Origin of the sequence: Pseudomonas sp. MS646 (genome assembly GCF_036693845.1) — a bacterium.
GTDB lineage: Bacteria > Pseudomonadota > Gammaproteobacteria > Pseudomonadales > Pseudomonadaceae > Aquipseudomonas > Aquipseudomonas chlororaphis_E.
Genome location: NZ_CP144763.1, coordinates 5,302,384 through 5,325,392, shown reverse-complemented (window position 1 = coordinate 5,325,392; position 23,009 = coordinate 5,302,384). Strand labels below are relative to the sequence as shown.

General features: G+C 63.1%; 21 protein-coding genes. 13 read left to right on the top strand and 8 right to left on the bottom strand.

What is annotated here, in order from left to right:
- The first annotated feature begins 132 nt into the window (after positions 1 to 132).
- From V3H56_RS23495 to V3H56_RS23485, 3 genes are read left to right on the top strand one after another with little or no spacing between them, the layout of a single operon-like run.
- Positions 133 to 666, top strand: a complete 534-nt coding sequence (locus V3H56_RS23495; protein WP_047736306.1) for a (2Fe-2S)-binding protein — start codon at positions 133 to 135, stop codon at positions 664 to 666.
- Entirely contained in the window at positions 663 to 1,652 is a 990-nt protein-coding gene (locus V3H56_RS23490) for a xanthine dehydrogenase family protein subunit M (protein WP_047736305.1), read from the top strand. The genes V3H56_RS23495 and V3H56_RS23490 overlap by 4 nt, the downstream gene beginning before the upstream one ends.
- Positions 1,649 to 3,850 (top strand): xanthine dehydrogenase family protein molybdopterin-binding subunit, encoded by a 2,202-nt coding sequence (locus V3H56_RS23485; RefSeq protein WP_047736304.1) that lies wholly within the window; start codon positions 1,649 to 1,651, stop codon positions 3,848 to 3,850. The genes V3H56_RS23490 and V3H56_RS23485 overlap by 4 nt, the downstream gene beginning before the upstream one ends.
- A 152-nt stretch (positions 3,851 to 4,002) precedes the next feature.
- Here V3H56_RS23485 and V3H56_RS23480 read toward each other — a convergent pair whose 3' ends face one another.
- Positions 4,003 to 5,241 (bottom strand): MFS transporter, encoded by a 1,239-nt coding sequence (locus V3H56_RS23480; protein WP_042730952.1) that lies wholly within the window; start codon positions 5,239 to 5,241, stop codon positions 4,003 to 4,005.
- Positions 5,242 to 5,651: 410 nt separating this feature from the next.
- Between V3H56_RS23480 and V3H56_RS23475 the strand changes: the two genes are divergently transcribed.
- From V3H56_RS23475 to V3H56_RS23465, 3 genes are read left to right on the top strand one after another with little or no spacing between them, the layout of a single operon-like run.
- Positions 5,652 to 7,091 (top strand): cytochrome ubiquinol oxidase subunit I, encoded by a 1,440-nt coding sequence (locus tag V3H56_RS23475; RefSeq protein WP_042730951.1) that lies wholly within the window; start codon positions 5,652 to 5,654, stop codon positions 7,089 to 7,091.
- 3 nt (positions 7,092 to 7,094) lie between these two features.
- Positions 7,095 to 8,102, top strand: coding sequence for a cytochrome d ubiquinol oxidase subunit II (gene cydB, locus V3H56_RS23470; RefSeq protein ID WP_338473914.1), 1,008 nt, complete (start codon positions 7,095 to 7,097; stop codon positions 8,100 to 8,102).
- Between the two features lie 14 nt (positions 8,103 to 8,116).
- Positions 8,117 to 8,287 (top strand): DUF2474 domain-containing protein, encoded by a 171-nt coding sequence (locus V3H56_RS23465; protein WP_080922111.1) that lies wholly within the window; start codon positions 8,117 to 8,119, stop codon positions 8,285 to 8,287.
- A 13-nt stretch (positions 8,288 to 8,300) separates the two neighbouring features.
- On the opposite strand, the gene V3H56_RS23460 is transcribed toward V3H56_RS23465, so the two are convergent.
- Entirely contained in the window at positions 8,301 to 9,425 is a 1,125-nt protein-coding gene (locus V3H56_RS23460) for a methyltransferase (RefSeq protein ID WP_047736303.1), read from the bottom strand.
- A 181-nt stretch (positions 9,426 to 9,606) separates the two neighbouring features.
- Positions 9,607 to 10,347: an autoinducer binding domain-containing protein gene (locus V3H56_RS23455; RefSeq protein WP_234407976.1), complete on the bottom strand. Its 741-nt coding sequence runs from the start codon at positions 10,345 to 10,347 to the stop codon at positions 9,607 to 9,609.
- A gap of 263 nt (positions 10,348 to 10,610) precedes the next feature.
- Here V3H56_RS23455 and V3H56_RS23450 point away from each other — a divergent pair, with 263 nt between their 5' ends.
- The gene (locus tag V3H56_RS23450) at positions 10,611 to 11,387 is read left to right on the top strand and encodes a ferredoxin--NADP reductase (protein ID WP_338473913.1); all 777 of its coding nucleotides are present in this window, start codon (positions 10,611 to 10,613) and stop codon (positions 11,385 to 11,387) included.
- 117 nt (positions 11,388 to 11,504) lie between these two features.
- Here V3H56_RS23450 and mscL read toward each other — a convergent pair whose 3' ends face one another.
- Positions 11,505 to 11,918, bottom strand: coding sequence for a large-conductance mechanosensitive channel protein MscL (gene mscL / locus V3H56_RS23445; protein WP_047736302.1), 414 nt, complete (start codon positions 11,916 to 11,918; stop codon positions 11,505 to 11,507).
- Positions 11,919 to 12,197: 279 nt separating this feature from the next.
- Here mscL and katB point away from each other — a divergent pair, with 279 nt between their 5' ends.
- The 3 genes from katB (at position 12,198) to radA (ending at position 15,795) form a co-directional block, all read left to right on the top strand.
- The gene (katB, locus tag V3H56_RS23440) at positions 12,198 to 13,739 is read left to right on the top strand and encodes a catalase KatB (RefSeq protein WP_053144265.1); all 1,542 of its coding nucleotides are present in this window, start codon (positions 12,198 to 12,200) and stop codon (positions 13,737 to 13,739) included.
- Positions 13,740 to 13,835: 96 nt separating this feature from the next.
- The gene (locus V3H56_RS23435; protein ID WP_338473912.1) at positions 13,836 to 14,384 is read left to right on the top strand and encodes an ankyrin repeat domain-containing protein; all 549 of its coding nucleotides are present in this window, start codon (positions 13,836 to 13,838) and stop codon (positions 14,382 to 14,384) included.
- A gap of 43 nt (positions 14,385 to 14,427) precedes the next feature.
- Positions 14,428 to 15,795: a DNA repair protein RadA gene (gene radA, locus V3H56_RS23430; RefSeq protein ID WP_047736300.1), complete on the top strand. Its 1,368-nt coding sequence runs from the start codon at positions 14,428 to 14,430 to the stop codon at positions 15,793 to 15,795.
- Between the two features lie 52 nt (positions 15,796 to 15,847).
- Here radA and V3H56_RS23425 read toward each other — a convergent pair whose 3' ends face one another.
- Complete coding sequence (locus tag V3H56_RS23425; RefSeq protein WP_047736299.1) at positions 15,848 to 16,204, bottom strand: PilZ domain-containing protein; 357 nt, start codon at positions 16,202 to 16,204, stop codon at positions 15,848 to 15,850.
- 158 nt (positions 16,205 to 16,362) lie between these two features.
- Here V3H56_RS23425 and V3H56_RS23420 point away from each other — a divergent pair, with 158 nt between their 5' ends.
- The 3 genes from V3H56_RS23420 (at position 16,363) to yjiA (ending at position 19,887) form a co-directional block, all read left to right on the top strand.
- Positions 16,363 to 18,429 carry a carbon starvation CstA family protein gene (locus tag V3H56_RS23420; RefSeq protein WP_338473911.1) on the top strand — a complete coding sequence of 689 codons (2,067 nt, stop codon included), beginning with the start codon at positions 16,363 to 16,365 and terminating at the stop codon, positions 18,427 to 18,429.
- 16 nt (positions 18,430 to 18,445) lie between these two features.
- Entirely contained in the window at positions 18,446 to 18,643 is a 198-nt protein-coding gene (locus V3H56_RS23415; RefSeq protein ID WP_042730733.1) for a YbdD/YjiX family protein, read from the top strand.
- Positions 18,644 to 18,918: 275 nt separating this feature from the next.
- Positions 18,919 to 19,887, top strand: a complete 969-nt coding sequence (gene yjiA, locus V3H56_RS23410; RefSeq protein WP_047736297.1) for a GTPase — start codon at positions 18,919 to 18,921, stop codon at positions 19,885 to 19,887.
- Here the strand turns inward: yjiA and V3H56_RS23405 are convergent.
- The 3 genes from V3H56_RS23405 to V3H56_RS23395 are packed head-to-tail and all read right to left on the bottom strand — an operon-like array spanning position 19,879 to position 22,691.
- A complete protein-coding gene (locus V3H56_RS23405) occupies positions 19,879 to 20,592 on the bottom strand; it encodes a GntR family transcriptional regulator (protein ID WP_042730731.1) in 714 nt (237 codons plus the stop codon). The two genes, yjiA and V3H56_RS23405, sit on opposite strands and share 9 nt — an antisense overlap.
- A gap of 22 nt (positions 20,593 to 20,614) precedes the next feature.
- Entirely contained in the window at positions 20,615 to 21,319 is a 705-nt protein-coding gene (locus tag V3H56_RS23400; protein ID WP_042730730.1) for a FadR/GntR family transcriptional regulator, read from the bottom strand.
- 58 nt (positions 21,320 to 21,377) lie between these two features.
- Positions 21,378 to 22,691: a C4-dicarboxylate transporter DctA gene (locus V3H56_RS23395; protein ID WP_042730729.1), complete on the bottom strand. Its 1,314-nt coding sequence runs from the start codon at positions 22,689 to 22,691 to the stop codon at positions 21,378 to 21,380.
- Between the last annotated feature and the right edge of the window lie 318 nt (positions 22,692 to 23,009).

Here is a 23,009-nt window from a genome sequence, read left to right as displayed (position 1 = left end):
ATAAAGGTGCGCTTTGCCGCGCCTGTTCGCCTTCACGAACGCCTTTGAACGCTCACCGCCCCCCGAAGTCGTACCCCTTATGACGGCGGTTTCCCAAAACGCCGCGAGTGTACGACCAACCGTGAGGTGTTTATGAGCGCGACCCTGTCCGAAGCGACGCAGGCGTCCTTCGTCCGTCATCCGATCCGCCTGACACTCAATGGCCAGGTGCGCGAGCTGCAGGTATTGCCCTGGACCACGCTGCTGGACCTGCTGCGTGAGCAACTGGACCTGGTAGGCAGCAAGAAAGGCTGTGACCACGGCCAGTGCGGCGCGTGCACGGTGTTGCGCGATGGCAAACGCATCAATGCCTGCCTGACCCTGGCGGTGATGTGCGACGGCGTCGAATTGACCACCATCGAAGGCTTGGCCGGCGATGACGCGTTGCACCCCATGCAGCAGGCTTTCATCACTCATGATGCCTTCCAGTGCGGCTACTGCACGCCGGGGCAGATCTGTTCGGCCGTCGGCCTGGCCAACGAGGGCCGGGCGCAGACCGGCGCGCAGATCAGTGAACTGATGAGCGGTAACCTCTGCCGCTGCGGTGCCTATAACAACATCCGCGACGCCATCGAAGAAGCCTTGCCGCTTTGCCCGCAACCCCAGGCACCGGAGGGCGAGCAATGAACCCCTTTCAATACAGCAAGCCTGAGACCGTGCAGGCTGCCATCGACCTGTCGAGCCCGGTGTCGCGCTTCATCGCCGGTGGCACCAACCTGCTGGACCTGATGAAGGAGAACCTCACCCGCCCGGCGCACCTGATCGACATCACCGGGCTGCCCCTGGCGGACCTCAGCGAAACCCCATCGGGTGGGGTGATGATCGGCGCCTTGGTGAGCAATGCCGACCTGGCCTGGCATCCGTGGATCGAGCGCCGCTACCCGCTGCTGTCCCAGGCGATCCTGGCGGGCGCCTCGCCGCAACTGCGCAACATGGCCAGCACCGGTGGCAACCTGTTGCAACGCACCCGCTGCTACTACTTCTACGACGCCAACGTGCCGTGCAACAAACGCCAGCCTGGCAGCGGCTGCCCGGCGCGCAGCGGGCTGAACCGGATCCACGCGATTTTCGGTGCCAGCGACCAGTGCGTCGCGACGCATCCGTCCGACATGTGCGTGGCCTTGGCGGCCCTGGAAGCGGTGGTCCATGTGCTGGGCCGGGGCGGGGCGCGGACCATCGAGTTCGCCGACTTCCACCGCCTGCCCGGCGATGCCCCGGAGCGGGATAACCAACTGGCCGACGATGAACTGATCACCGCCATCGAACTGCCGGCCGCTGGTTTTGCCGAGCACAGTCACTACCTGAAGGTCCGTGACCGAGCCTCCTATGCCTTTGCGCTGGTGTCGGTGGCGGCGGCGCTGGAACTCGACGGACCGGTGATCCGCCAGGCGCGCCTGGCCCTGGGAGGCGTAGCGCACAAGCCCTGGCGCGACCGGGCGGTGGAAAGCTGGCTGAGCGGCCAGACCGTCAGCCGCGAAACCTTCACCGCCGCTGCCGACGCGCTGCTGCAAAACGCTGAACCGCTGGAACACAACGGCTTCAAGGTCAGGTTGGCGCGCCGGGCGATCGTGCGCGCCTTGAGCGATGCCGCACTGGGAGGGCAAGCCAAATGAATGCTCCGAGCAAATCCATAGGGCAGCCACTGGACCGGGTCGATGGCCTGCTCAAGGTGACGGGCCAGGCCCGCTATGCCGGCGAATACCCCGAAGACGGCTTGCTGTACGGCAGTGTCGTGTCGGGCACCATCGCCCGCGGCCGGGTGCTGCGCATCGACGCCTCCAAAGCCTTGGCGCTGCCTGGCGTCGTCGCCGTCATCGACCATACCAACCGGCCCCGGGTCGCCAGCTACGATGAGCCCTACCAGGACGCCGACGCGGCGGATGGCTCGCCGTTCCGACCGCTGTACAACGACGAGGTGCTCTACAGCGGCCAGCCGCTGGCCCTGGTGGTTGCGCAGAACCTCGAACTGGCCCGTTATGCCGGCTCGCTGGTCGAGATCGAATACGAGGTCCAGGACCATCAGACCGACCTGGCCCTCCTGCAAGGCGAGGCCTATCCGGCACCGGCCGAACTGCCCAAGCCCCGTGGAAATTTCCAGGGCGAGTACGCCAGTGCGGCGCTGAGTGTGGATGTGTCCTACAGCACACCGATCGAACACCACAACCCGATGGAGCCTCATGCCTGCACCGTGCTGTATCAGCCTGACGGCAGCCTGCACATCCATGACAAGACCCAAGGCACGCAGAACTGCCAGGCCTATGTGCAGAAGGTATTCGGCCTGGAGAAAGACCAGGTCCGCGTGTTTGCCGCGTTCGTCGGCGGCGCCTTTGGCTCAGGGCTGCGGCCGCAGTATCAATTGGCGTTGGGGGTGATGGCGGCGCTAGCCCTCAAGCGTTCGGTGCGGGTCAGCCTGACCCGCCAGCAGATGTTCACCTTCGGCTACCGGCCGCGCACGTTCCAGCGTCTGCAATTGGGAGCCGCGGCCAATGGGCGGTTGCTGGCGGTGGCGCACAGTGCTGTCGGCCAGACCTCGCGTTTCGAGGATTTCACCGAACACGTGGTGGAGTGGAGCGGCATGCTCTATCACTGCGACAACGTCGAGCTGAGCTACAAACTGGTGCCGCTGGACGTCTACACGCCGCTGGACATGCGCGCCCCCGGTGCCGCGCTCGGGTTGATCGGCCTTGAGTGCGCCATGGATGAACTGGCCTGCGCCCTGGCGATCGATCCCGTCCAGTTGCGCTTGAACAACTACGCCGAGCGCAACGAAAACGAAGACAAGCCGTACTCCAGCAAGGAGCTGCGCGAGTGCTACGCCCAGGGGGCTCGTCGCTTCGGGTGGGACAAGCGCAACCCCGAGCCGCGCAGCATGCGTGAAGGCCGGCAACTGGTGGGCTGGGGGATGGCCGGCGGCGTATGGGAAGCCATGCAGCAGAAGGCCAGCGCCCGGGCGTCCCTGGACGCGGACGGCAAACTCACGGTCAGCAGCGCCACCACGGACATCGGCACCGGCACCTACACGGTCATGACCCAGATCGCCGCCGAGGCGTCAGGCGTGCCCGTGGCAGACATCACCTTTGTCCTCGGTGACTCATCACTGCCGACCGCGCCGCTGCAAGGCGGCTCGTTCACCGTGTCATCGGTCGGCACGGCCGTGCAGCAGGCCTGCGAAGCACTGAAGGAGAAACTGCTGGCCGTGGCCTGGCAGACCTGTCCGGATTTCAGCGGTGCGACCCTTGAGCAAGTCACCTTCGCCGATGGGCAACTGCGCTTTGGCGAGGCTCAGGTCGCCCTGGCGGCGCTGGCAAGAAAAAGCGCCGAGATACCCGTGCAAGCCCAAGTCACCGCCGAGCCGGATGAAAAGCGCAAGGCCTACGCCACCGCGACGCACTCGGCGGTGTTTGTCGAAGTCCGGGTGGATGAAGACCTGGGCACGGTGAAGGTCAGCCGGGTGGTCAGCGCCATCGCCGCCGGGCGGGTGGTCAACCCGAAAACCGCGCGCAGCCAGATCCTCGGTGGCGTGGTCTGGGGAATCGGCATGGCCCTGCACGAGGAAACCCTCACCGACCACGCCTTGGGCCGGCACATGAACCACAGCCTGGCCGAGTACCACCTGCCGGTAAACGCGGACATCGGCGACATCGAAGTGATCTTTGTCGACGAGCAGGACGAGATCGTCAACGCGCTCGGTTCCAAGGGCGTGGGAGAAATCGGCATCGTCGGCGTGGCGGCGGCCGTGGCGAATGCGATCTACCACGCCACCGGCAAGCGGGTGCGGGATTTCCCCATCACCCTCGACACGTTGCTCTAGGGTCTGTTTGAAAAGTCTTGAGACGAAGGTCAGGCAAGGCGAAAACCGGCGAGGAACGGCCGGGGTCGCGCTCGACTTTACTGGAGTAAATGAGCATTCCGAGCCGGTTTTCAACGCAGCATGAACGAGTATCAAGGCTTTTCAGACAGAGCCTAGGGTGTCGCCTCGGCGACCGGCTCGTGCATCCGGTCGCGCTGGGCCAGGGTCGGGAACAGCTTGATCCAGACCCCGGTCACCAGCAGCGTGCCGACACCGCCCATGACCACCGCCGGCACCGTGCCGAACCAGTGGGCAGTGAGGCCGGACTCGAACTCGCCCAACTGGTTCGAGGCGCCGATGAACAACCCGTTCACCGCGCTGACGCGGCCGCGCATTTCGTCCGGGGTTTCCAGTTGTACGAAGGAGGCGCGGATCACCATGCTGATCATGTCCGCCGCGCCGAGCACCACCAGCACCGCCAGGGAAAACCAGAACGACGTCGAAAGGCCGAAGGCAATGGTGGCGACGCCGAACACGCCCACGGCGGTGAACATCACCCGGCCGACCTTGCGCTCCACGGCGAACCGCGCCAACCACAACGACATCAGCAAGGCCCCGACCGCGGGCGCCGAACGCAACAGCCCAAGGCCCCAGGGACCGGTGAGCAGGATGTCCTTGGCGAATACCGGCAGCAGCGCCGTCGCACCGCCGAGCAACACCGCGAACAGGTCCAGGGAGATCGCCCCGAGGATATCCGGGCGGCTGCGGATGAAGCGAATCCCGGCCAGCAACGAGTCCATCGTCGCCTTGCCTTTGTTCAACGGGGTTTGCCGGGCCGGGAGATTGAGCATCAGGCAGCAGGCGATGACGTAGAGCAGCACGGTCGGCCCATAGACCCAGACGCTGCCGAAGGCATAAAGCAGGCCGCCGAGGGCCGGGGCGACGATGGTGGCTGACTGCTGGGCCGATTGGGCGGCGGCCACGGCCCGTGGAAACAGCGCGGCCGGCACGATGCTCGGCAGCAGTGCCTGGGTGGTCGGCATTTCGAACGAGCGGGCGGCGCCGAGCAGGAAGGCGAGGATGAAAATCATCTCCCGCGTGACGTTGTCGGTGGCGCTGCCGATCACCAGCGCCAGGGCGATCATCGCCTGCAACGACTGGCAGAGGGCCGCGACCTTGCGCCGGTCATAACGATCGGCCACGTGCCCGGTGTGGAGCATGAACAGCACGCGCGGCGCGAATTCCACCAGACCCACAAGCCCCAGGTCCAGGACGTTGCCGGTCAGTTGATAGAGGTTCCAGCCGATGGCCACGGTCAGCATCTGGAAGCCGCTGGCGGTGAAGATCCGGGCCAGCCAGAAGGCAATGAAGGGACGATGGTGACGGAGCAGCAGCGGCGCTTGGCTGGGCATCTGGAAGAGGTCCGGTGATGAAGGCAATGAGATTATCACCGAGCTGTAACCGGAAGTTGCGGTGGTGGGAAAAATAGTTAGCCAAACATCGATTTTGCCCAGAGCGCCTTCCGAGGTGGCCTCGCCACGGTTGGCTGATGGTGCCCCGGTCGGATGCTATCAATTGTCGCTGAGTCAACCTGTCACGCGACAAAAGACCACGCCGTCCATCGGCCATAATGCGACTACTCTTTGATCATTGCTTGATCCAGATCAATACCCTGCCGGGTGCTGGGCTGGCGGCCATCCGGCCAGAATCCTGCGTTGTGACGGTTTAAAAAGAACGATTTGAAAAGCATCGCACTCCATATCCCTGGAGGCGGTGATGCAAGCCCCGCCCGCAGCCGGTTTTACCTGACAGAGGAAGACTTATGTTCGGTTTGGAGGCGCTCGATCTCGCCCGAATCCAGTTCGCGTTCACCATCTCGTTCCATATCCTGTTTCCGGCGATCACCATCGGCCTGGCGAGTTACCTCGCGGTGCTCGAAGGCCTGTGGCTCAAGACCCGAGACGACACCTACCGTGACCTGTACCACTTCTGGTCGAAGATCTTTGCCGTCAACTTCGGCATGGGCGTGGTGTCCGGGTTGGTCATGGCCTATCAGTTCGGCACCAACTGGAGCCGGTTCTCCGACTTCGCCGGGGCGGTGACCGGGCCGCTGCTGACCTACGAGGTGCTCACGGCGTTCTTCCTCGAAGCCGGCTTCCTCGGTGTGATGCTGTTCGGCTGGAACCGCGTCGGCCGTGGCCTGCACTTCTTTTCCACGGTCATGGTGGCGATCGGCACGCTGATCTCGACGTTCTGGATTCTGTCCTCCAACAGCTGGATGCAGACCCCGCAGGGCTACGAGATCGTCGACGGGCGAGTGATCCCGGTGGACTGGCTGGCGGTGGTGTTCAACCCTTCATTCCCTTATCGCCTGTTGCACATGTCGACCGCGGCGTTCGTCGCTACCGCGTTCTTCGTTGGCTCTTCGGCGGCCTGGCACCTGCTGCGCGGCCGTGACACCCCGGCGATCCGCCGGATGCTGTCGATGGCGATGTGGATGGCCTTGCTGGTGGCGCCGATACAGGCAGTGATCGGCGACTTCCACGGCCTCAACACCCTCAAGCACCAACCGGCGAAGATCGCGGCCATTGAAGGCCACTGGGAAAACGTCGGCAACGAGCCGACTCCGCTGATCCTGTTCGGCCTGCCCGACATGCAGGCGGAGAAGACCCGTTTTGCTGTGGAAATTCCCTACCTGGGCAGCCTGATCCTGACCCACAGCCTGGACAAGCAGGTGCCGGCCCTCAAGGAGTTTCCACCCGAGGATCGTCCGAATTCGACCATCGTGTTCTGGTCGTTCCGGGTCATGGTGGGCCTGGGCCTGCTGATGATCTTCACCGGCCTGTGCAGCTTGTGGCTGCGCCGCAATGACCGGATCTACCAATCCCGGCCTTTCCTGCACATGGTGCTGTGGATGGGGCCGTCCGGGTTGATCGCGATCCTGGCGGGCTGGTTCACCACCGAAATCGGCCGCCAGCCGTGGGTCGTCTACGGCCTGATGCGCACGGCCGATGCTTCATCCGGCCACAGCGTCGCGCAGATGAGCATCACCCTGGTGCTGTTTGTCGTGGTGTATTTCGCGCTGTTCGGCGCTGGGCTGAGCTACATGATGCGCCTGGTGCGCAAGGGGCCGGAGGCCCACGAAGCCGAGCCGAGCGACGGTGGCCCAGGCCAGAAACGCACCCCGGCCCGACCCTTGTCGGCCGCCGACGAAGGCGACGACGACATGGACCACAACGACCGCGCGAACAAGGAGAATTGAACCATGGGTATTGATCTTCCGCTGATCTGGGCCGTGGTCATCATCTTCGGCATCATGATGTACGTGATCATGGACGGTTTCGACCTGGGGATCGGCATTCTCTTCCCCTTCATCAAGGGCGAGCGCGACCGTGACGTCATGATGAACACCGTTGCGCCGGTCTGGGACGGCAACGAGACCTGGCTGGTGCTGGGCGGCGCAGGGCTGTTCGGGGCGTTTCCGCTGGCTTATTCGGTGGTGTTGTCGGCCCTGTACCTGCCATTGATCCTGATGCTCATCGGCCTGATCTTCCGGGGCGTGGCCTTCGAGTTCCGCTTCAAGGCCAAGACGCATAAGCGGCACCTGTGGGACAAGGCCTTCATCGGCGGTTCGCTGACGGCGACCTTCTTCCAGGGCGTGGCGCTGGGGGCGTTCATCGACGGCTTCGAAGTGGTCAATCGCCAGTTCGCCGGCGGGTCCCTGGACTGGTTCACGCCGTTCACCGTGTTCTGCGGCCTGGCCTTGATCGCCGCCTACGCCTTGCTCGGCTGTACCTGGCTGATCATGAAGACCGAAGGCAAGTTGCAGGAGCAGATGCACGATCTGGCCAGGCCGCTGGCGTTCGTGGTGCTGGCGGTGATTGGCATTGTCAGCCTCTGGACACCGCTGGCCCATGCCGACATTGCCGCGCGCTGGTTCACCCTGCCGAACCTGTTCTGGTTCCTGCCGGTGCCGATCCTGGTGCTGGTGACCATGTACGGGCTGTTCCGCGCGGTGGCCCGCAACGCCCACTACACGCCGTTCATCCTGACGCTGGTGCTGATTTTCCTCGGCTACAGCGGGTTGGGCATCAGTTTGTGGCCGAACATCGTGCCACCGTCCATCTCGATCTGGGACGCCGCGTCACCGCCCCAGAGCCAGGGCTTCATGCTGGTCGGCACGTTGTTCATCATTCCGTTGATCCTGGTGTACACCTTCTGGAGCTACTACGTGTTCCGCGGCAAGGTGACCCATGACGACGGCTACCATTGACCGACCTGCGAGGCATGCACATGGCCAAACCTGACTTGAAGGACATCGAGGCGGCCGAGCGAAAGCCCTTGTGGCAGCGGCTGGGTTGGCTGGCGATGATCTGGGCCGGCAGCGTGCTGGCGCTGTTCATCGTGGCCAGCCTGATGCGGATGTTCATGAACGCCGCCGGCCTGACCACCCACTGAGTTCCCGTGGTGGTTACTTGCGGGCCTTGAGGATGACGAACTTCGGCGTCGCGGCCACTTGCTCGACGCCGCGGAACAGCCGGGCCAGCTTGCTGTGATAACCCAAATGTCGGTTGCCGACGATGTACAGGGCACCGCCGACGACCAAGGCTTCGCGCGCCTGCTGGAACATGCGCCAGGCGAGGAAATCCCCCACGACCTGCTGCTGGTGGAACGGCGGATTGCACAGCACCACGTCCAGCGACTGCGCCGGTTGCCCGGCAAGCCCGTCGCCGGCGCGCAGCGTCACCTCGCGCTCGCCCAGGGCGGCGGCCCAGTTTTCGGCCGCCGACTGCACGGCCATGTACGACTCATCCACCAGCGTGTAGCGGGCCTCAGGGTTTTGCAGGGCGCTGGCGATGGCCAGCACGCCGTTGCCGCAGCCCAGGTCCGCGACCTCGGCCGTGCCGAGATTCTTCGGCAGGTGCGGCAGGAAGGCGCGGGTGCCGATGTCCAGGCCTTCGCGGCAGAACACATTGGCGTGGTTGCGCAGCTCGATGTGGGGTTCGTCGAGCCAGTAGCGGGTGGGGTAGGGTGACACGACCGGCGCCTTGGCTTCTGGCGTGGCGATCAACAGGCGGGCCTTTTTCACCGCCAGGGACGCTTGCACCGGGCCGATGTAGCGCTCCAGCAAGTCGCCGGCGGCGCGAGGCAGGTGCTTGATCATGGCCCCGGCAATCACCTGGGCGCCGGGCGCCAGTTGCCCTTGCAGACGGATCAATTGTTCTTCCAGCAGCGCCAGGGTTTTCGGCACCTTGATCAGCACACGGTCGAAGGGGCCGGTCAACGCTTCGCTGGCGGGCACTGTCGGCACCGCATCGAAGGGCCGGCCGTTGCGCACCAGGTTTTTCTCCAGCGCCTGCAGGGCCAGGAATGAGTCGCCGCTGCTGGTCACGGCCACCTTGCCGGCCAGGCTGGCGGCCAGTGCGCCGAAACCGTCATTGAGCACCAGGACCCGGGTCTGCGCCGTGGGCTGTTGTTCGGCCAGGTGGGCGAGCAGGTATTCGTCGGCCGCGTCAAAAGCTTGCAGCGGTTCGTTCTGCTGTTCGGGCTGGCGGATCAGGTCGAGCTGGGCGAAGGGGCTGTCGAGCAGGGGCATGGCTGGGACTCTGGAGATCGGTGGATGTCCCGCTGCCTGGGGTAGGAGTCTGGGCGGGACCGCCTGAATGAACTACGTCGCGCAGATGGAGCGGCATCATTCAAGTGGAACCGTAAATGGTACGTTTTTTTGCCTCGTATTGCCCGCGGGTTTTTCCTGGCCGGTCAGGTCACACGGCATGTCAGATCACGTGAATGTGGGCGGCCTTGGCGACGGCGGAGATCTTGTTGCTGACATTCAGTTTGCGCATGCAACTGCACACGTGGAAATTCACGGTGCGTTCGGAAAGGCAAAGGATCCTGCCCACTTCCGATGCTGTCTTGCCTTCGGCGGACCACTTCAACACTTCGATTTCCCTGGGCGACAGGTGAACGCTCGGCTTGCTGGTGACAGTGTCGGATAACTTCTTGCTGGCCAGGGCATGCAGCCGTTGGCTGGCGAAAATCGCATAACCGAGGTTGCCGTAATGCTCGTCGATATCGATGGGGTAATGAGACCTGGCCAGGCTGAACAGGCTGCAATGGGTGCCCTGTTCATCATGGACGGCCTGGGTCCAGCCGTACTTGAGTCCCTGTCGATTAAGTTCGCGCCATAACTTCGGCGCTTTGGCAAAGACTGTTTCACTCCAGAGAATGGGGATCATTGATTGATTGCAATGTGCTACTAACGGATCTTGCGAGGCATAGCCGTTTTGCTCATAGAACCGGTCCCAGCCATAAGGGTAGTTATTAAGGTTGACCTTGTTGGTGTGCTTATCGGGGCTGCCGTGATAGCTGGCGAACGCACAATATTCAAACCCCTGATTGTTAAAGAAATTCAGGACCAGACGATAGGCCGCCTGCAGGTCTTTTTCACAGGACAGTTTTCTCAGCTGCGAGTCCTTCCAATTGTCCATCGCTTTCTCCTGGGTTGATTCGTCCATGCGGATCCAATCCATGATGCGAAATTTCAGTGTAGGACTATTCCTGATTTGCAGTGGAATTTTTTTAGTTTACTGACAGTGTAAGGTGTTTAAAAAGTAAACTTCCTAGTCGGTTGTTTTTACAGCGTTTGTAACTTTGTACAAGTTCACGGAGTGTTCGCGGTCGGCGCGGCTACATGGCTATTAAATTGCTACTACCTCGCGACGGTGGTGGCGATCGTCCATTTGCGGGACACTGTGCACTGGTTCCATTGGAGTGACGCATGAGCGACAGTGCAGAGAAGTTCACCCGCCAGACCCTGCTCGATGTCCAGACATTGACCCCTCATTTGTTTACCTTGCGTACGACGCGAGATCGCGGCTTTCGCTTCCGCGCCGGTCAGTTCGCCCGGTTGGGCGTGACCAAGGCGGACGGCAGTACCGTCTGGCGGGCCTACTCCATGGTGTCTTCGCCGTTCGATGAGTTCCTCGAATTCTTTTCCATCGTGGTGCCCAATGGCGAGTTCACCAGCGAGCTCAGCCGGTTGCAGCCGGGCGACACGTTGCTGGTGGATCGCCAGGCGTTTGGCTACCTGACCCTGGACCGCTTCTCCGATGGCCGCGACTTGTGGCTGCTGTCCACGGGGACGGGCGTGGCCCCGTTCATTTCGATCCTCCAGGACTTCGAAGCCTGGGAGAAATTTGAACGCATCATCCTGGTGTACAGCGTGCGTGAAGCGCGGGAGCTGGCGTATCGGGACCTGATCGAAGCGTTGCCCCGGCGTGAATACCTGGCCGAGTACGCGCACAAGTTTCGTTTCATCGCCACCGTCACCCGCGAGCAGCATCCGGGCGCGCTCAATGGGCGTATTACCACGTTGATCGAGAATGGCGAGCTGGAGCGGGCGGCGGAGGTGGCACTGACGCCGGAGCATTCGCGCGTGATGCTCTGCGGCAACCCACAGATGATCGACGACACGCGCCAGTTGCTCAAGGCCAGGGGCCTGCAGTTAAGCCTGACCCGCCGACCCGGCCAGGTGGCGGTGGAGAATTACTGGTAGAGGTTCGACATGAAACCCGTGGGAGCGAGCTTGCGCGACGACGTCGGCACGGTCGACATCACCGCAAACTGACCCACGCTTTCACGCGCAAGCCCGCTCCTATAGGAACAAGACCGCTCAAGGCCTCTCGTTCTGTGCCTTGAGCAGGTCGCGAATCTCGCTCAGCAGCAACTCCTCCTTGCTCGGGACAGGGGGGGCGCTAGGGGCCACGGCTTCTTCGCGCTTGAGGCGGTTGATGGCCTTGACGCCCATGAAGATGGCGAACGCGACAATGATGAAGTCGATGACACTCTGGATGAATTTGCCGTAGGCCAATACCACCGCCGGCGCGTCACCTTGGGCGGCCTTGAGGGTAATGGCCAGGTCGCTGAAATCCACCCCGCCGATCAGCATGCCGATCGGCGGCATGATCACATCGCCAACGAATGACGACACGATTTTGCCGAAGGCGGCACCGATGATGATCCCGACGGCCATGTCGACGACATTGCCTTTGACCGCGAAGGCCTTGAACTCGCTTAGCACGCCCATGTGTTATTCCTTGTGGCAGGTGAGGGGTGAGTGGCAGTGTAAATCAGCCTGGCGTGTCTTGCGCAAACGCCTGCTTAGAAGCTTAGTTATCGACCCGGCCCCAGGTCAAAAGTTTACAAAGTGCCACCAATCGCGCGTGATACGTGGTTTGAAACCGATTCCCCACAACGTTTTTTCTATCGAAGCGGTACGGGATTTCTATTTAGGTTTTGGTTTTTCGGGCACTAGCCTCTGACAGGCGCACCTGGATGCGCTCTACAACATCAGAGGAACACGCCTATGAATACCTCACTTGGCCGCGGGGCTTTTTCCCACCGTCGCGCGTTTTTTGTGCTGACCGCCAGCCTGCTGTCCTTGTCCGTCAATGCCGCCACCCTGACCCGTGATAATGGCGCGGCGGTCGGTGACAACCAGAACTCGCAAACCGCTGGCCCCAACGGGCCGACCCTGTTGCAAGACGTGCAGTTGATCCAGAAGCTCCAGCGCTTCGACCGCGAACGCATCCCGGAACGCGTGGTGCATGCCCGGGGCACCGGGGCCCATGGCACCTTCACGGTCTCCGATGACCTAAGCGACCTGACCAAGGCCAAGGTCTTTGCCGGCGGCCAGGTCACGCCGGTGTTCGTGCGTTTCTCGGCGGTGGTCCATGGCAATCATTCTCCGGAAACCCTGCGCGACCCCCGTGGTTTCGCCACCAAGTTCTACACGGCGGACGGTAACTGGGACCTGGTGGGCAACAACTTCCCGACCTTTTTCATTCGCGATGCCATCAAGTTTCCCGACATGGTCCACGCGTTCAAGCCCGACCCACGGACCAACCTGGACGATGATTCACGTCGCTTCGATTTCTTCTCTCATGTTCCAGAATCCACCCGCACCCTGACCGAGTTGTATTCCAACTCCGGGACACCGGCCAGTTATCGTGAAATGGACGGTAATGGCGTGCACGCCTACAAACTGATCAATGCCAAAGGCGAAGTTCATTACGTCAAGTTTCATTGGAAAAGTTTGCAGGGGTTGAAAAATCTCGATCCGAAAGAAGTCGTGAAAGTTCAAGGTCAGGATTACAGCCATATGACCAATGACTTGGTCACTCACATCAATAAAGGCGATTTTCCAAAGTGGGACTTGTATGTCCAAGTGCTGAAGCCGGAAGACCTGGCCAAGTTTGACTTCGACCCACTGGACGCCACCAAGATCTGGCCCGGTGTGCCTGAGCGCAAGGTCGGGCAGATGGTCTTGAACCGCAACCCGGCGAACGTCTTCCAGGAAACCGAACAAGTGGCGATGGCGCCGGCCAACCTCGTCCCGGGCATCGAGCCTTCGGAAGACCGCCTGCTCCAGGGGCGGGTGTTCTCCTACGCCGATACACAGATGTACCGCATAGGCGCCAACGCCCTGCAATTGCCGATCAACGCACCCAAGGTGGCGGTGAACAACGGCAACCAGGACGGTGCCATGAACCCTGGTAGCACCAGCACCGGCGTGAACTACCAGCCGAGCCGCCTGACGCCTCGGGACGAACAACCTGCGGCGCGCTACAGCCAGACGGTGCTGACGGGCAGCACCCAGCAGGCGAAGATCCAGCGCGAGCAGAACTTCAAGCAGGCCGGTGACCTGTACCGCTCGTTCAACCAGAAGGAACGCAACGACCTGATCGAGAATTTCGGTGGGTCCCTGGCCACCACCGACGACGAGAGCAAGCACATCATCCTGTCGTTCCTCTACAAGGCAGACCCTGAGTACGGCACCGGCGTGGCCCGTGTCGCCAAAGGCGACCTGGCCCGGGTCAAGGCGCTGGCGGAAAAGCTGGCTGACTGATCAGGCACATGACGAGTGGGAGCAAAGCCGCGATGCAGCCACTGGCTCGCGAGCGTGCTTTGTTTCCATGCTCTTGTGTCAAAAGGAGACATGACGATGCGCTATTTCCTGTGTTCACTGCTCGCCATCTGCTCACTCGCCGCACTGGCCGATGAGCCCCTGCCCACCGACCCGGCGGCCGTGCAGGCCGAGTTGCAAACCTATTACTTCGACGCCGCCCGCCGGGGCGACGTGCCCATGCTCGATGCCTTCATCGACGCCGGCTACGCGCTCGATACCCAGGACGAAAAGGGCTACACCGCGCTGATCCTCGCGGCCTACCACGGCCAAGGGCCGGCGGTGGAGCGGCTGCTGGCCGCCGGGGCCGATGCCTGCGCCCAGGACAAGCGCGGCAACACCGCGCTGATGGGCGCCATCTTCAAGGGCGAAGTGCAGATCGCCCGGCGCCTGCTGTCCACCGATTGCAGCCCCGACCAACGCAATGGCGCGGGGCAGACCGCAGCGATGTACGCCGGCCTGTTCAAGCGTGATGAACTGCTGGAGGCCTTGAAGGCCAAGGGCGCCGACCTGCAAGCCCGGGACCCGCTGGGCAATAGCGCGACGGACCTGGCCCGTGGTGAAATCAGAATGCCGGCCCCGCGCTGATGCTCGCCTGAGCTATCATCGCGATTTTTACCCCGGAGTTCAGATGGCCAAGGCAAAGCGCATGTACGGCTGCACCGAGTGCGGTTCGACCTTTCCCAAATGGGCCGGCCAGTGCGGTGAGTGCGGAGCCTGGAACACCCTGACTGAAACCATGGTGGAGAGCGGCGGTGCGGCGGCGCCTGCCGGGCGTACGGGGTGGGCCGGCCAGCAGGCCCAGATCAAGACCCTGGCCGAAGTCAGTGTCGAAGAAATCCCGCGTTTCTCCACGGCCTCCGGGGAATTGGATCGGGTGCTGGGAGGCGGCCTGGTGGACGGCTCGGTGGTGCTGATCGGGGGCGACCCGGGCATCGGCAAGTCCACCATCCTGCTGCAGACCCTGTGCAACATCGCCACGCGCATGCCGGCGCTGTACGTCACCGGCGAGGAATCCCAGCAGCAGGTCGCCATGCGTGCCCGGCGCCTGGGCTTGCCCCAGGATCAGTTGCGGGTCATGACCGAGACCTGCATCGAAACCATCATCGCCACGGCGCGCCTGGAAAAACCCAAGGTGATGGTGATCGACTCGATCCAGACGATCTTCACCGAACAACTGCAATCGGCGCCGGGCGGCGTGTCCCAGGTGCGCGAAAGCGCGGCGCTGTTGGTGCGCTACGCGAAACAGAGCGGCACGGCGATTTTCCTGGTGGGCCACGTCACCAAGGAAGGCGCGCTGGCGGGACCGCGAGTGCTGGAGCACATGGTCGATACCGTGCTGTATTTCGAAGGCGAGTCCGATGGCCGCCTGCGTTTGCTGCGGGCGGTGAAGAACCGTTTTGGCGCGGTCAATGAGCTGGGAGTGTTCGGCATGACCGACCGGGGCCTGAAGGAGGTCTCCAACCCGTCGGCCATCTTCCTGACCCGTGCCCAGGAAGAAGTGCCGGGCAGCGTGGTCATGGCGACCTGGGAGGGGACGCGCCCGATGTTGGTCGAAGTGCAGGCGCTGGTGGACGACAGCCACCTGGCCAATCCGCGCCGCGTGACCCTGGGCCTGGATCAGAACCGACTGGCCATGCTGCTGGCCGTGCTGCACCGGCACGGGGGGATCCCGACCCATGACCAGGATGTTTTCCTCAACGTAGTGGGCGGGGTAAAGGTGCTGGAAACCGCCTCCGACCTGGCCTTGATGGCGGCGGTCATGTCGAGCCTGCGCAATCGACCGCTGCCCCACGACCTGCTGGTATTCGGTGAAGTGGGGTTGTCGGGTGAAGTCCGGCCGGTGCCCAGCGGGCAGGAGCGACTCAAGGAGGCGGCCAAGCACGGCTTCAAGCGCGCCATCGTGCCCAAGGGCAATGCCCCGAAGGAAGCCCCGGCAGGGTTGCAGATTATTGCCGTGACACGCCTGGAGCAGGCGTTGGATTCGTTGTTCGAATAAGCCCAGGCTTTTGCAGTGCCCATTTTGAGCAAATGAATCTGTGGCGTGGGGCTCAGACCTGGATCAATGCCGCCAACTCCCGTTCCAGTTCGTCATGGTCGGCCAGGTTCAGCTCCACCAGGCGCCGCAGGTGGGCGATCGAATCCAGGTCGATGTGTTCGCAGACAAAACCCAGGTGGCCATGGTCGTCGTGGGCCAATCGAACTTCCATGCGCACCTCCACCTCATTGCTCAGGTGGACATCGGCCACGAAGGGTTCTTCCGGGTTGCCGAGCCAGGGCTCGGGTTTTTTGATCAGCAGGCCCTTGAGGGACAGGTCCAGCAACTCCACTGGCCAGATAAAGGGGCCCTGGCTCAGTTCCGTCCTGGCGTGAAACTCGATTCGTACGAAGCGGCGGCGTTCGCTCATGACCCATCCTCTTTGAAGATTCACTGACTATAGACCCAACCTGCGCGTCTTCATCACCGTTCGGCCGGCGACAGACGAATGTCGGGTATGGCCTTTGCCCGGGTTAGCGCTAAACTCCGGTAGCTGTCTTCTTGTCCACCCCTGGCTGGAATATAAAAATGACAAACAATAATAGCCTGCTGCGCCATATCCCCTGGCTCCTGCTGGCCGTCGTCGGCGCGTGCGCGCTGGGCGTCGTCGCGTTACGCCGCGGCGAAGCCATCAACGCCCTCTGGATCGTCGTCGCAGCCATGGCCATCTACCTGGTCGCCTACCGCTACTACAGCCTCTTCATCGCCAACAACGTGATGCAACTCGATGCGCGCCGGGCCACGCCTGCCGTGCTCAACAACGATGGCCTGGACTTCGTCCCGACCAACAAGCACATCCTCTTCGGTCACCACTTCGCCGCCATTGCCGGCGCGGGGCCGCTGGTCGGGCCGGTGCTGGCCGCGCAGATGGGCTACCTGCCCGGCACGCTCTGGCTGATCGCCGGCGTGGTGCTGGCCGGGGCCGTGCAGGACTTCATGGTCCTGTTCCTGTCCACCCGCCGCAACGGGCGCTCCCTGGGGGACATGGTCCGCGAGGAAATGGGCCGCATTCCCGGCACCATCGCGCTGTTCGGCTGTTTCCTGATCATGATCATCATCCTCGCGGTGCTGGCGCTGATCGTGGTCAAGGCCCTGGCCGAGAGCCCGTGGGGGATCTTCACGGTGATGGCGACCATCCCGATCGCGATGTTCATGGGCCTGTACATGCGCTACATCCGCCCGGGCCGCATCGGCGAAATCTCGCTGATCGGCGTGTTGTTGCTGCTGGGGTCGATCTGGCTCGGCGGGCAGATCGCCGCCGACCCAGTCTGGGCCAAGGCCTTCACCTTCACCGGGATCCAGATCACCTGGATGCTGATCGGCTACGGCTTTGTCGCCGCGGTGCTGCCGGTGTGGCTGATCCTGGCACCGCGGGACTACCTGTCGACCTTCCTCAAGATCGGCACCATCGTCGCCCTGGCGATCGGCATCCTGGTCACCATGCCTGAGCTGAAAATGCCGGCGCTGACCCAGTTCACCAATGGCCTGGGCCCGGTGTGGAAGGGCGGCCTGTTCCCGTTCCTGTTCATCACCATCGCCTGTGGCGCGGTCTCGGGTTTCCACGCGCTGATTTCCTCGGGCACCACGCCCAAGCTGCTGGATAACGAAACCAACGCCCGCTACATCGGCTACGGCGGCATGCTCATGGAGTCCTTCGTGGCGATCATGGCGATGGTTGCCGCGTCGGTGATCGAGCCGGGCGTGTACTTTGCCATGAACAGCCCGGCGGCCATCGTCGGCGGCGACGTGGTGGCCGTGGCGCAGACCGTCAGCAGTTGGGGCTTCGCCATCACTCCGGACGCCCTGCAGGCCGTGGCCAAGGACATCGGCGAGACCACCATCCTGGCCCGTGCCGGCGGCGCGCCGACCCTGGCGGTGGGCATCGCGCAGATCCTGCACTCGGTGCTGCCGGGTGAGAACACCATGGCGTTCTGGTACCACTTCGCGATTCTGTTCGAAGCGCTGTTCATCCTCACCGCGGTGGACGCCGGCACTCGTGCCGGGCGCTTCATGCTGCAGGACCTGCTGGGCTCGTTCGTGCCGGCCCTCAAGCGCACCGAATCCTGGACCGCCAACCTGATCGCCACCGCCGGTTGCGTGGCGCTGTGGGGTTACCTGCTGTATCAGGGCGTGATCGATCCGCTGGGCGGCATCAACACCTTGTGGCCGCTGTTCGGCATCTCCAACCAGATGCTGGCCGGTATCGCGCTGATGCTCGCCACCGTGGTGCTGATCAAGATGAAGCGCCAGCGCTACGTCTGGGTCACGCTGCTGCCGGCGACCTGGCTGCTGATCTGCACCACCACCGCGGGCCTGATCAAGCTGTTCGACGCCAACCCGGCGATCGGCTTCCTGGCCCTGGCGCGCAAATACAACGAGGCGCTGGCCGCCGGGCAAGTCCTGGCCCCGGCCAAGAGCATCGAGCAGATGCAGCACGTGGTGTTCAATGCCTACACCAACGCGACGTTGACGGCACTGTTCCTGTTCGTGGTCTTCAGCATCCTGTTCTACGCGCTCAAGGTCGGCATCGCCGCCTGGGGCACGAAGGAACGCACGGACAAGGAAGCGCCTTTCCAAGCGCTGCCGGACGCCTGAAACGAGGATTGCAACGATGTTCAATGACTTGAGTCGCCTGGGTAAATACCTCGGTCAGGCCGCCCGCCTGATGGTCGGCATGCCCGACTACGACAACTACGTCGAGCACATGCAGACCCAGCACCCGGACAAGCCGCTGATGGACTACGAGACGTTCTTCCGCGAACGCCAGGAAGCCCGTTACGGCGGCAAGGCCGGGCCCAAGTGCTGCTGACCCGGCAGCCCTGAGGTACCCCCTGTGGGAGCGGGCTTGCTCGCGAAGAGGGTGGGTCAGTCGATGAAGAGGTCGGCTGACCCACCGCTTTCGCGGGCAAGCCCGCTCCCACAGAGTTATTTGGTGGGGCACAAGATGTGTGTCCGTCACAGATTCCCTGTGTGGGAGCGGGCTTGCTCGCGAATGCAGTGGGTCAGTCGATGAAGAGGTTGACTGACCCTCTGCTGTCGTAAGCAGGCTCGCTCCCACAAAAATCCGCATCAAGGAGATTCTGTTTGTCCTCTCCCATCCCGGTCACCATCCTCAGTGGCTTCCTCGGCGCTGGCAAGACTACGCTGCTGCGTCATCTGCTCAAGGCCGAGCACGGCCTGAAAATTGCCGTGATCGAGAACGAATTCAGCGATGCTGGCATCGACACCCAACTGCTGGGCGACGAGCCGGTGCAGGTCATGACCCTGGCCAACGGCTGTGTGTGCTGCACCATTCACACCGACCTGACCAAGGCCCTGTACCTGCTGCTCGAACGGCTGGACAGCGGCGCGATCGCCTTCGATCGCCTGGTGATCGAGTGCACCGGCCTGGCCGATCCGGCGCCAGTGGCCCAGGCGTTTTTCATCGACGAAGACCTGCGCGAGCGCTACATCCTCGACGGCATCCTGACCCTGGTAGACGCCGCCCACGCCGACCTGCACCTGACCCAGGCCATCGCCCAGGCCCAGGTCGGGTTCGCCGATCGCTTGCTCCTGAGCAAGACCGACCTGGTGGACGCGGCCCAGGTCGAGGCCCTCGGCGAGCGTCTGGCGCGGATCAATCGGCGAGCGCCCATCCGGGTGGTGGAGCACGGCAAGATCGACCTGGCCGAGCTGCTCGACATCCGCGGCTTCAACCTCAATGCGGACCTGGGCGCCGGGTTCAGCCTGCGCCCGGTCGGCAAGGCGACCCCGGGCGATCGCATCAGCAGCCTGGTGCTGCGTACCGACAAGCCGCTGGATATCGACAAGCTCAGCGCATTCATGAACCAGTTGCTGGAGGAGCACGGCAAGCAACTGCTGCGCTACAAGGGCGTGCTGAACATCGCCGGTGAACCTCGTCGGCTGGTGTTCCAGGGCGTGCTCAAGCTCTACGGTTTCGATTGGGACACCGAATGGGCCCCCGATGAGCCTCGCGAGAGCGTGATCGTGTTCATCGCCGATGAGCTGCCCGAAGAGAAGATCCGCGCAGGCTTCGACGCCGCGCTAAGTTGACGATCCGGCGCCGGCGGCCATCAGCAACTTCTGTTCGAGATGGTCCAGGTGCTCGTCCATCAGCCGCATGGCTTCATCGACGTCGCCGTTTTCCACGGCGTCCACGATGGCCAGGTGTTCTTGCCAGGCGCAGTGCCGGCGTGACTTGACCTCATGCCGGGCCAGGGCCAGCGAGGTCAATGGCACCAGGCTGCCGAGGAACTGCGCCAAGGGTGCGTTGCCAGCCATGGCCGCCAGTTGCAGGTGAAACTCGCCGGACAGGCGTATCGCCGGGCCGCGTTCGCCGCGGTCCAGGCACTGGCGTTCGCGGTCCACCAGTTCGCGCAGGCCTTGCAGGTCCCTGGGGTGTGGCGCCTTGCAGGCCAGGCGCACCAGGGTGTGTTCGGCCAGGCGGCGGGCATGGAGGATTTGCCGGGTCTGTTCGAGGTCCGGTGCCGCGACCTGGGGCCGGTGGTTGGGGCGCAGGATCACCACCTGCTGATGGGACAGGCGCGCCAGGACGCGACGAATGATGCTGCGGCTGACGCCGAACACATCCCCCAGGCTTTCCTCGGTGAAACGGCTGGCCGGGGCAATGCGCTGGTCGAGAATGGCGTCGAAGATCCGCGGGTAGATATCGTCCACCGACGGCTTGCCGACCCGGCCGGGCAAGGGCAGGGAGGCAAGTACGCTGCGCTGGTGCTGATGGGAAGCGAGGTTGTTCATGGCGATCTCCGCAGGCCGTGGCTCAAGTGCCGAGGTTGTCGTCCGGGATATTCAGTTCGATGCCCATGCGTTGGCCTTCCCGCAGGATGTGCCGCCGCATCTCGGCGCTGGCCTGGGCACTGTTCTTGGCGCGAATGGCGCGCACCACCGCTTCGTTCTCTTCCAGGCGCTCGGCCAGGTGTTCGGGCGAGTTGCGCAACACATCGGCGCTCTGCTTGAGGGCGTTGCTGGTCTGCTGCACCACGTTCTGGAAAATCGGGTTGGAGGTCAGGGCGAACAGTTCCTCGTGGAAGGCGATGTAGGCGTTGGCGCAGGCGTCGCTGTCATTGGCTTCCAGGGCTTCGCGCATGTCCATCAGGGTCAGGCGCAACTGGCCGACTTCCTTGCTGCTGATGGACTGGGCCACCAGGCCAACGATGAAGGGTTCAAGGGTGTAGCGCAGTTGCAGCAGGTCTTCGAGACTGGCGCCGGCCATGGCGCTGCTGTCACCGCCGGCATCGCTGAAATTGGCCTCCAGCACCACGACGCCCTTGCCGGGCATCGAGCGAACCAAGCCCAGGGTTTCCAGCACAATCACCGCTTCGCGCAGGCTGGGCCGGCTGATGCCCAGTTGCTCGGCCAGTTCGCGCTGGCCCGGGAGCATGTCGCCGGAGCGCCATTGGCCTCGGGCGAGGGCGGCGCGGAGTTTCTCCACGACCGAGTTGACGACGGTTGATGAACTGATCACATGGGGCTCCTTGGAAATCATCAGGCGGTGCCGGTTCGCGGGCCGGCGCCGCAGTCTTTCAGAATTGCTGGTGATGAGCACTGCCCACCGGTTTTCGGGCCTGGAAGGTATAGCCTTGCTGGCCGGACAACACCTTGCGGGCCCGCGGTACGTCGATGTCTTTTTCCCAGCGGGCGATGGCCACGGTGGCCACGCAGTTGCCGATCAGGTTGGTCAGGGCGCGCCCGATGCCCATGAACCAGTCCACCGCCAGCACCAGGACCAGGCCAACCACCGGGATGGCCGGGATCGCCGTCAACGTGGCCGCCAGGATAACCAGCGCCGAACCTGGAATCCCGTGGGCGCCCTTGGAGGTGATCAACGACACCAGCAGGATGGTCAGCAGGTCGCTCATGGCCAGCGGCGTGCCGGTCGCATTGGCGATGAAGACGATGGCCAGGGTCAGGTAGATCGAAAAGCCGTCCAGGTTGAACGAGTAGCCGGTTGGGATGACCAGGCCCACGGTCGAGCTGCCGATGCCGAGGTGTTCGAGCTTGCGCATGATTTGCGGCAGCACGGCGTCTGACGAAGCGGTGCCGAGCACGATCAGCAGTTCTTCACGCAGGTATTTGAGGAACGGCAGCATGGGCAGCCCCGACGCGCGCATCACCAGCCCGAGGATGACCGCGACGAAGGCGATGCAGGTCAGGTAGAACAAGCCGACGAGGCTGCCCAGGTGCTGCAGCGAATCCAGGCCGTATTTGCTGGTGGTGAAGGCGATGGCGCCAAAGACACCGATTGGCGCCAGGCGTACGATCATGCCCATGATGCGAAAAATCACGTGGCTGAGTTCGTTGATCAGGCGCGAAATACCCGAGGCGGCGTCCCCCACCAGGTTCAACGCACTGCCGAACAGCACCGCGAACAGCAGCACTTGCAGGATGTTGTTTTCCGCGAAGGCGCCGATCACCGACGTCGGGATCAGGTTCATCAGAAATTGGGTGGTGGTGACCATGTGCTGGCCGCGCTGGGCGATGTCACCCATGTCAGCGCTGGAGAGCTGCTCCAGGTGGATATTGGCGCCGCTGCCGATGCCGGTGGTGAAAGCGAACACCAGCCCGATCACCAGGGCGATGGTGGTGAGAACTTCGAAATAGATGACCGACTTGAGGCCGATGCGTCCGACCTTCTTGAGGTCGCCGGCACCGGAGATGCCGCTGACCACCACGCAGAACACGATCAGACCGATGAGCATCTTGATCAGCTTGATAAACCCGTCACCGAGGGGCTTGAGCTGTGCAGAGTATTCGGGAAGGGTAAGCCCGCAGACGATGCCAAGCACCAGTCCGAGGACAACTTGAAGGAAGATCGACCGCGAGCACCATTTGAGCATGGGAGGGATTCCTGGTTCGGTGTCCGTGTCCGCTGGGCTTTAGGGCCGTTGGCGTCAGGACTTCATTATTGTGGTCTTACCGGTTTGTCCAGTGCAGGCGCAGTCTAGGCGCGGTTTTGCCACGGCCGCAAGGCGATTTTTTAGGTTTTGGCTTTACCGGTCTTACCAGTTGCAAGGAAACCCTCGTGCTTGAGCCTTTTCCCTCCCATGAAAAAATGACCGGCGGCCCAGGCCTGGGGCAAAACCAGAAACGTGTGGGAGCGAGCCGGCTTGCGAAAGGAGCAGGTCAATCAAGGCCGATTGAACGGGCCCTTATCG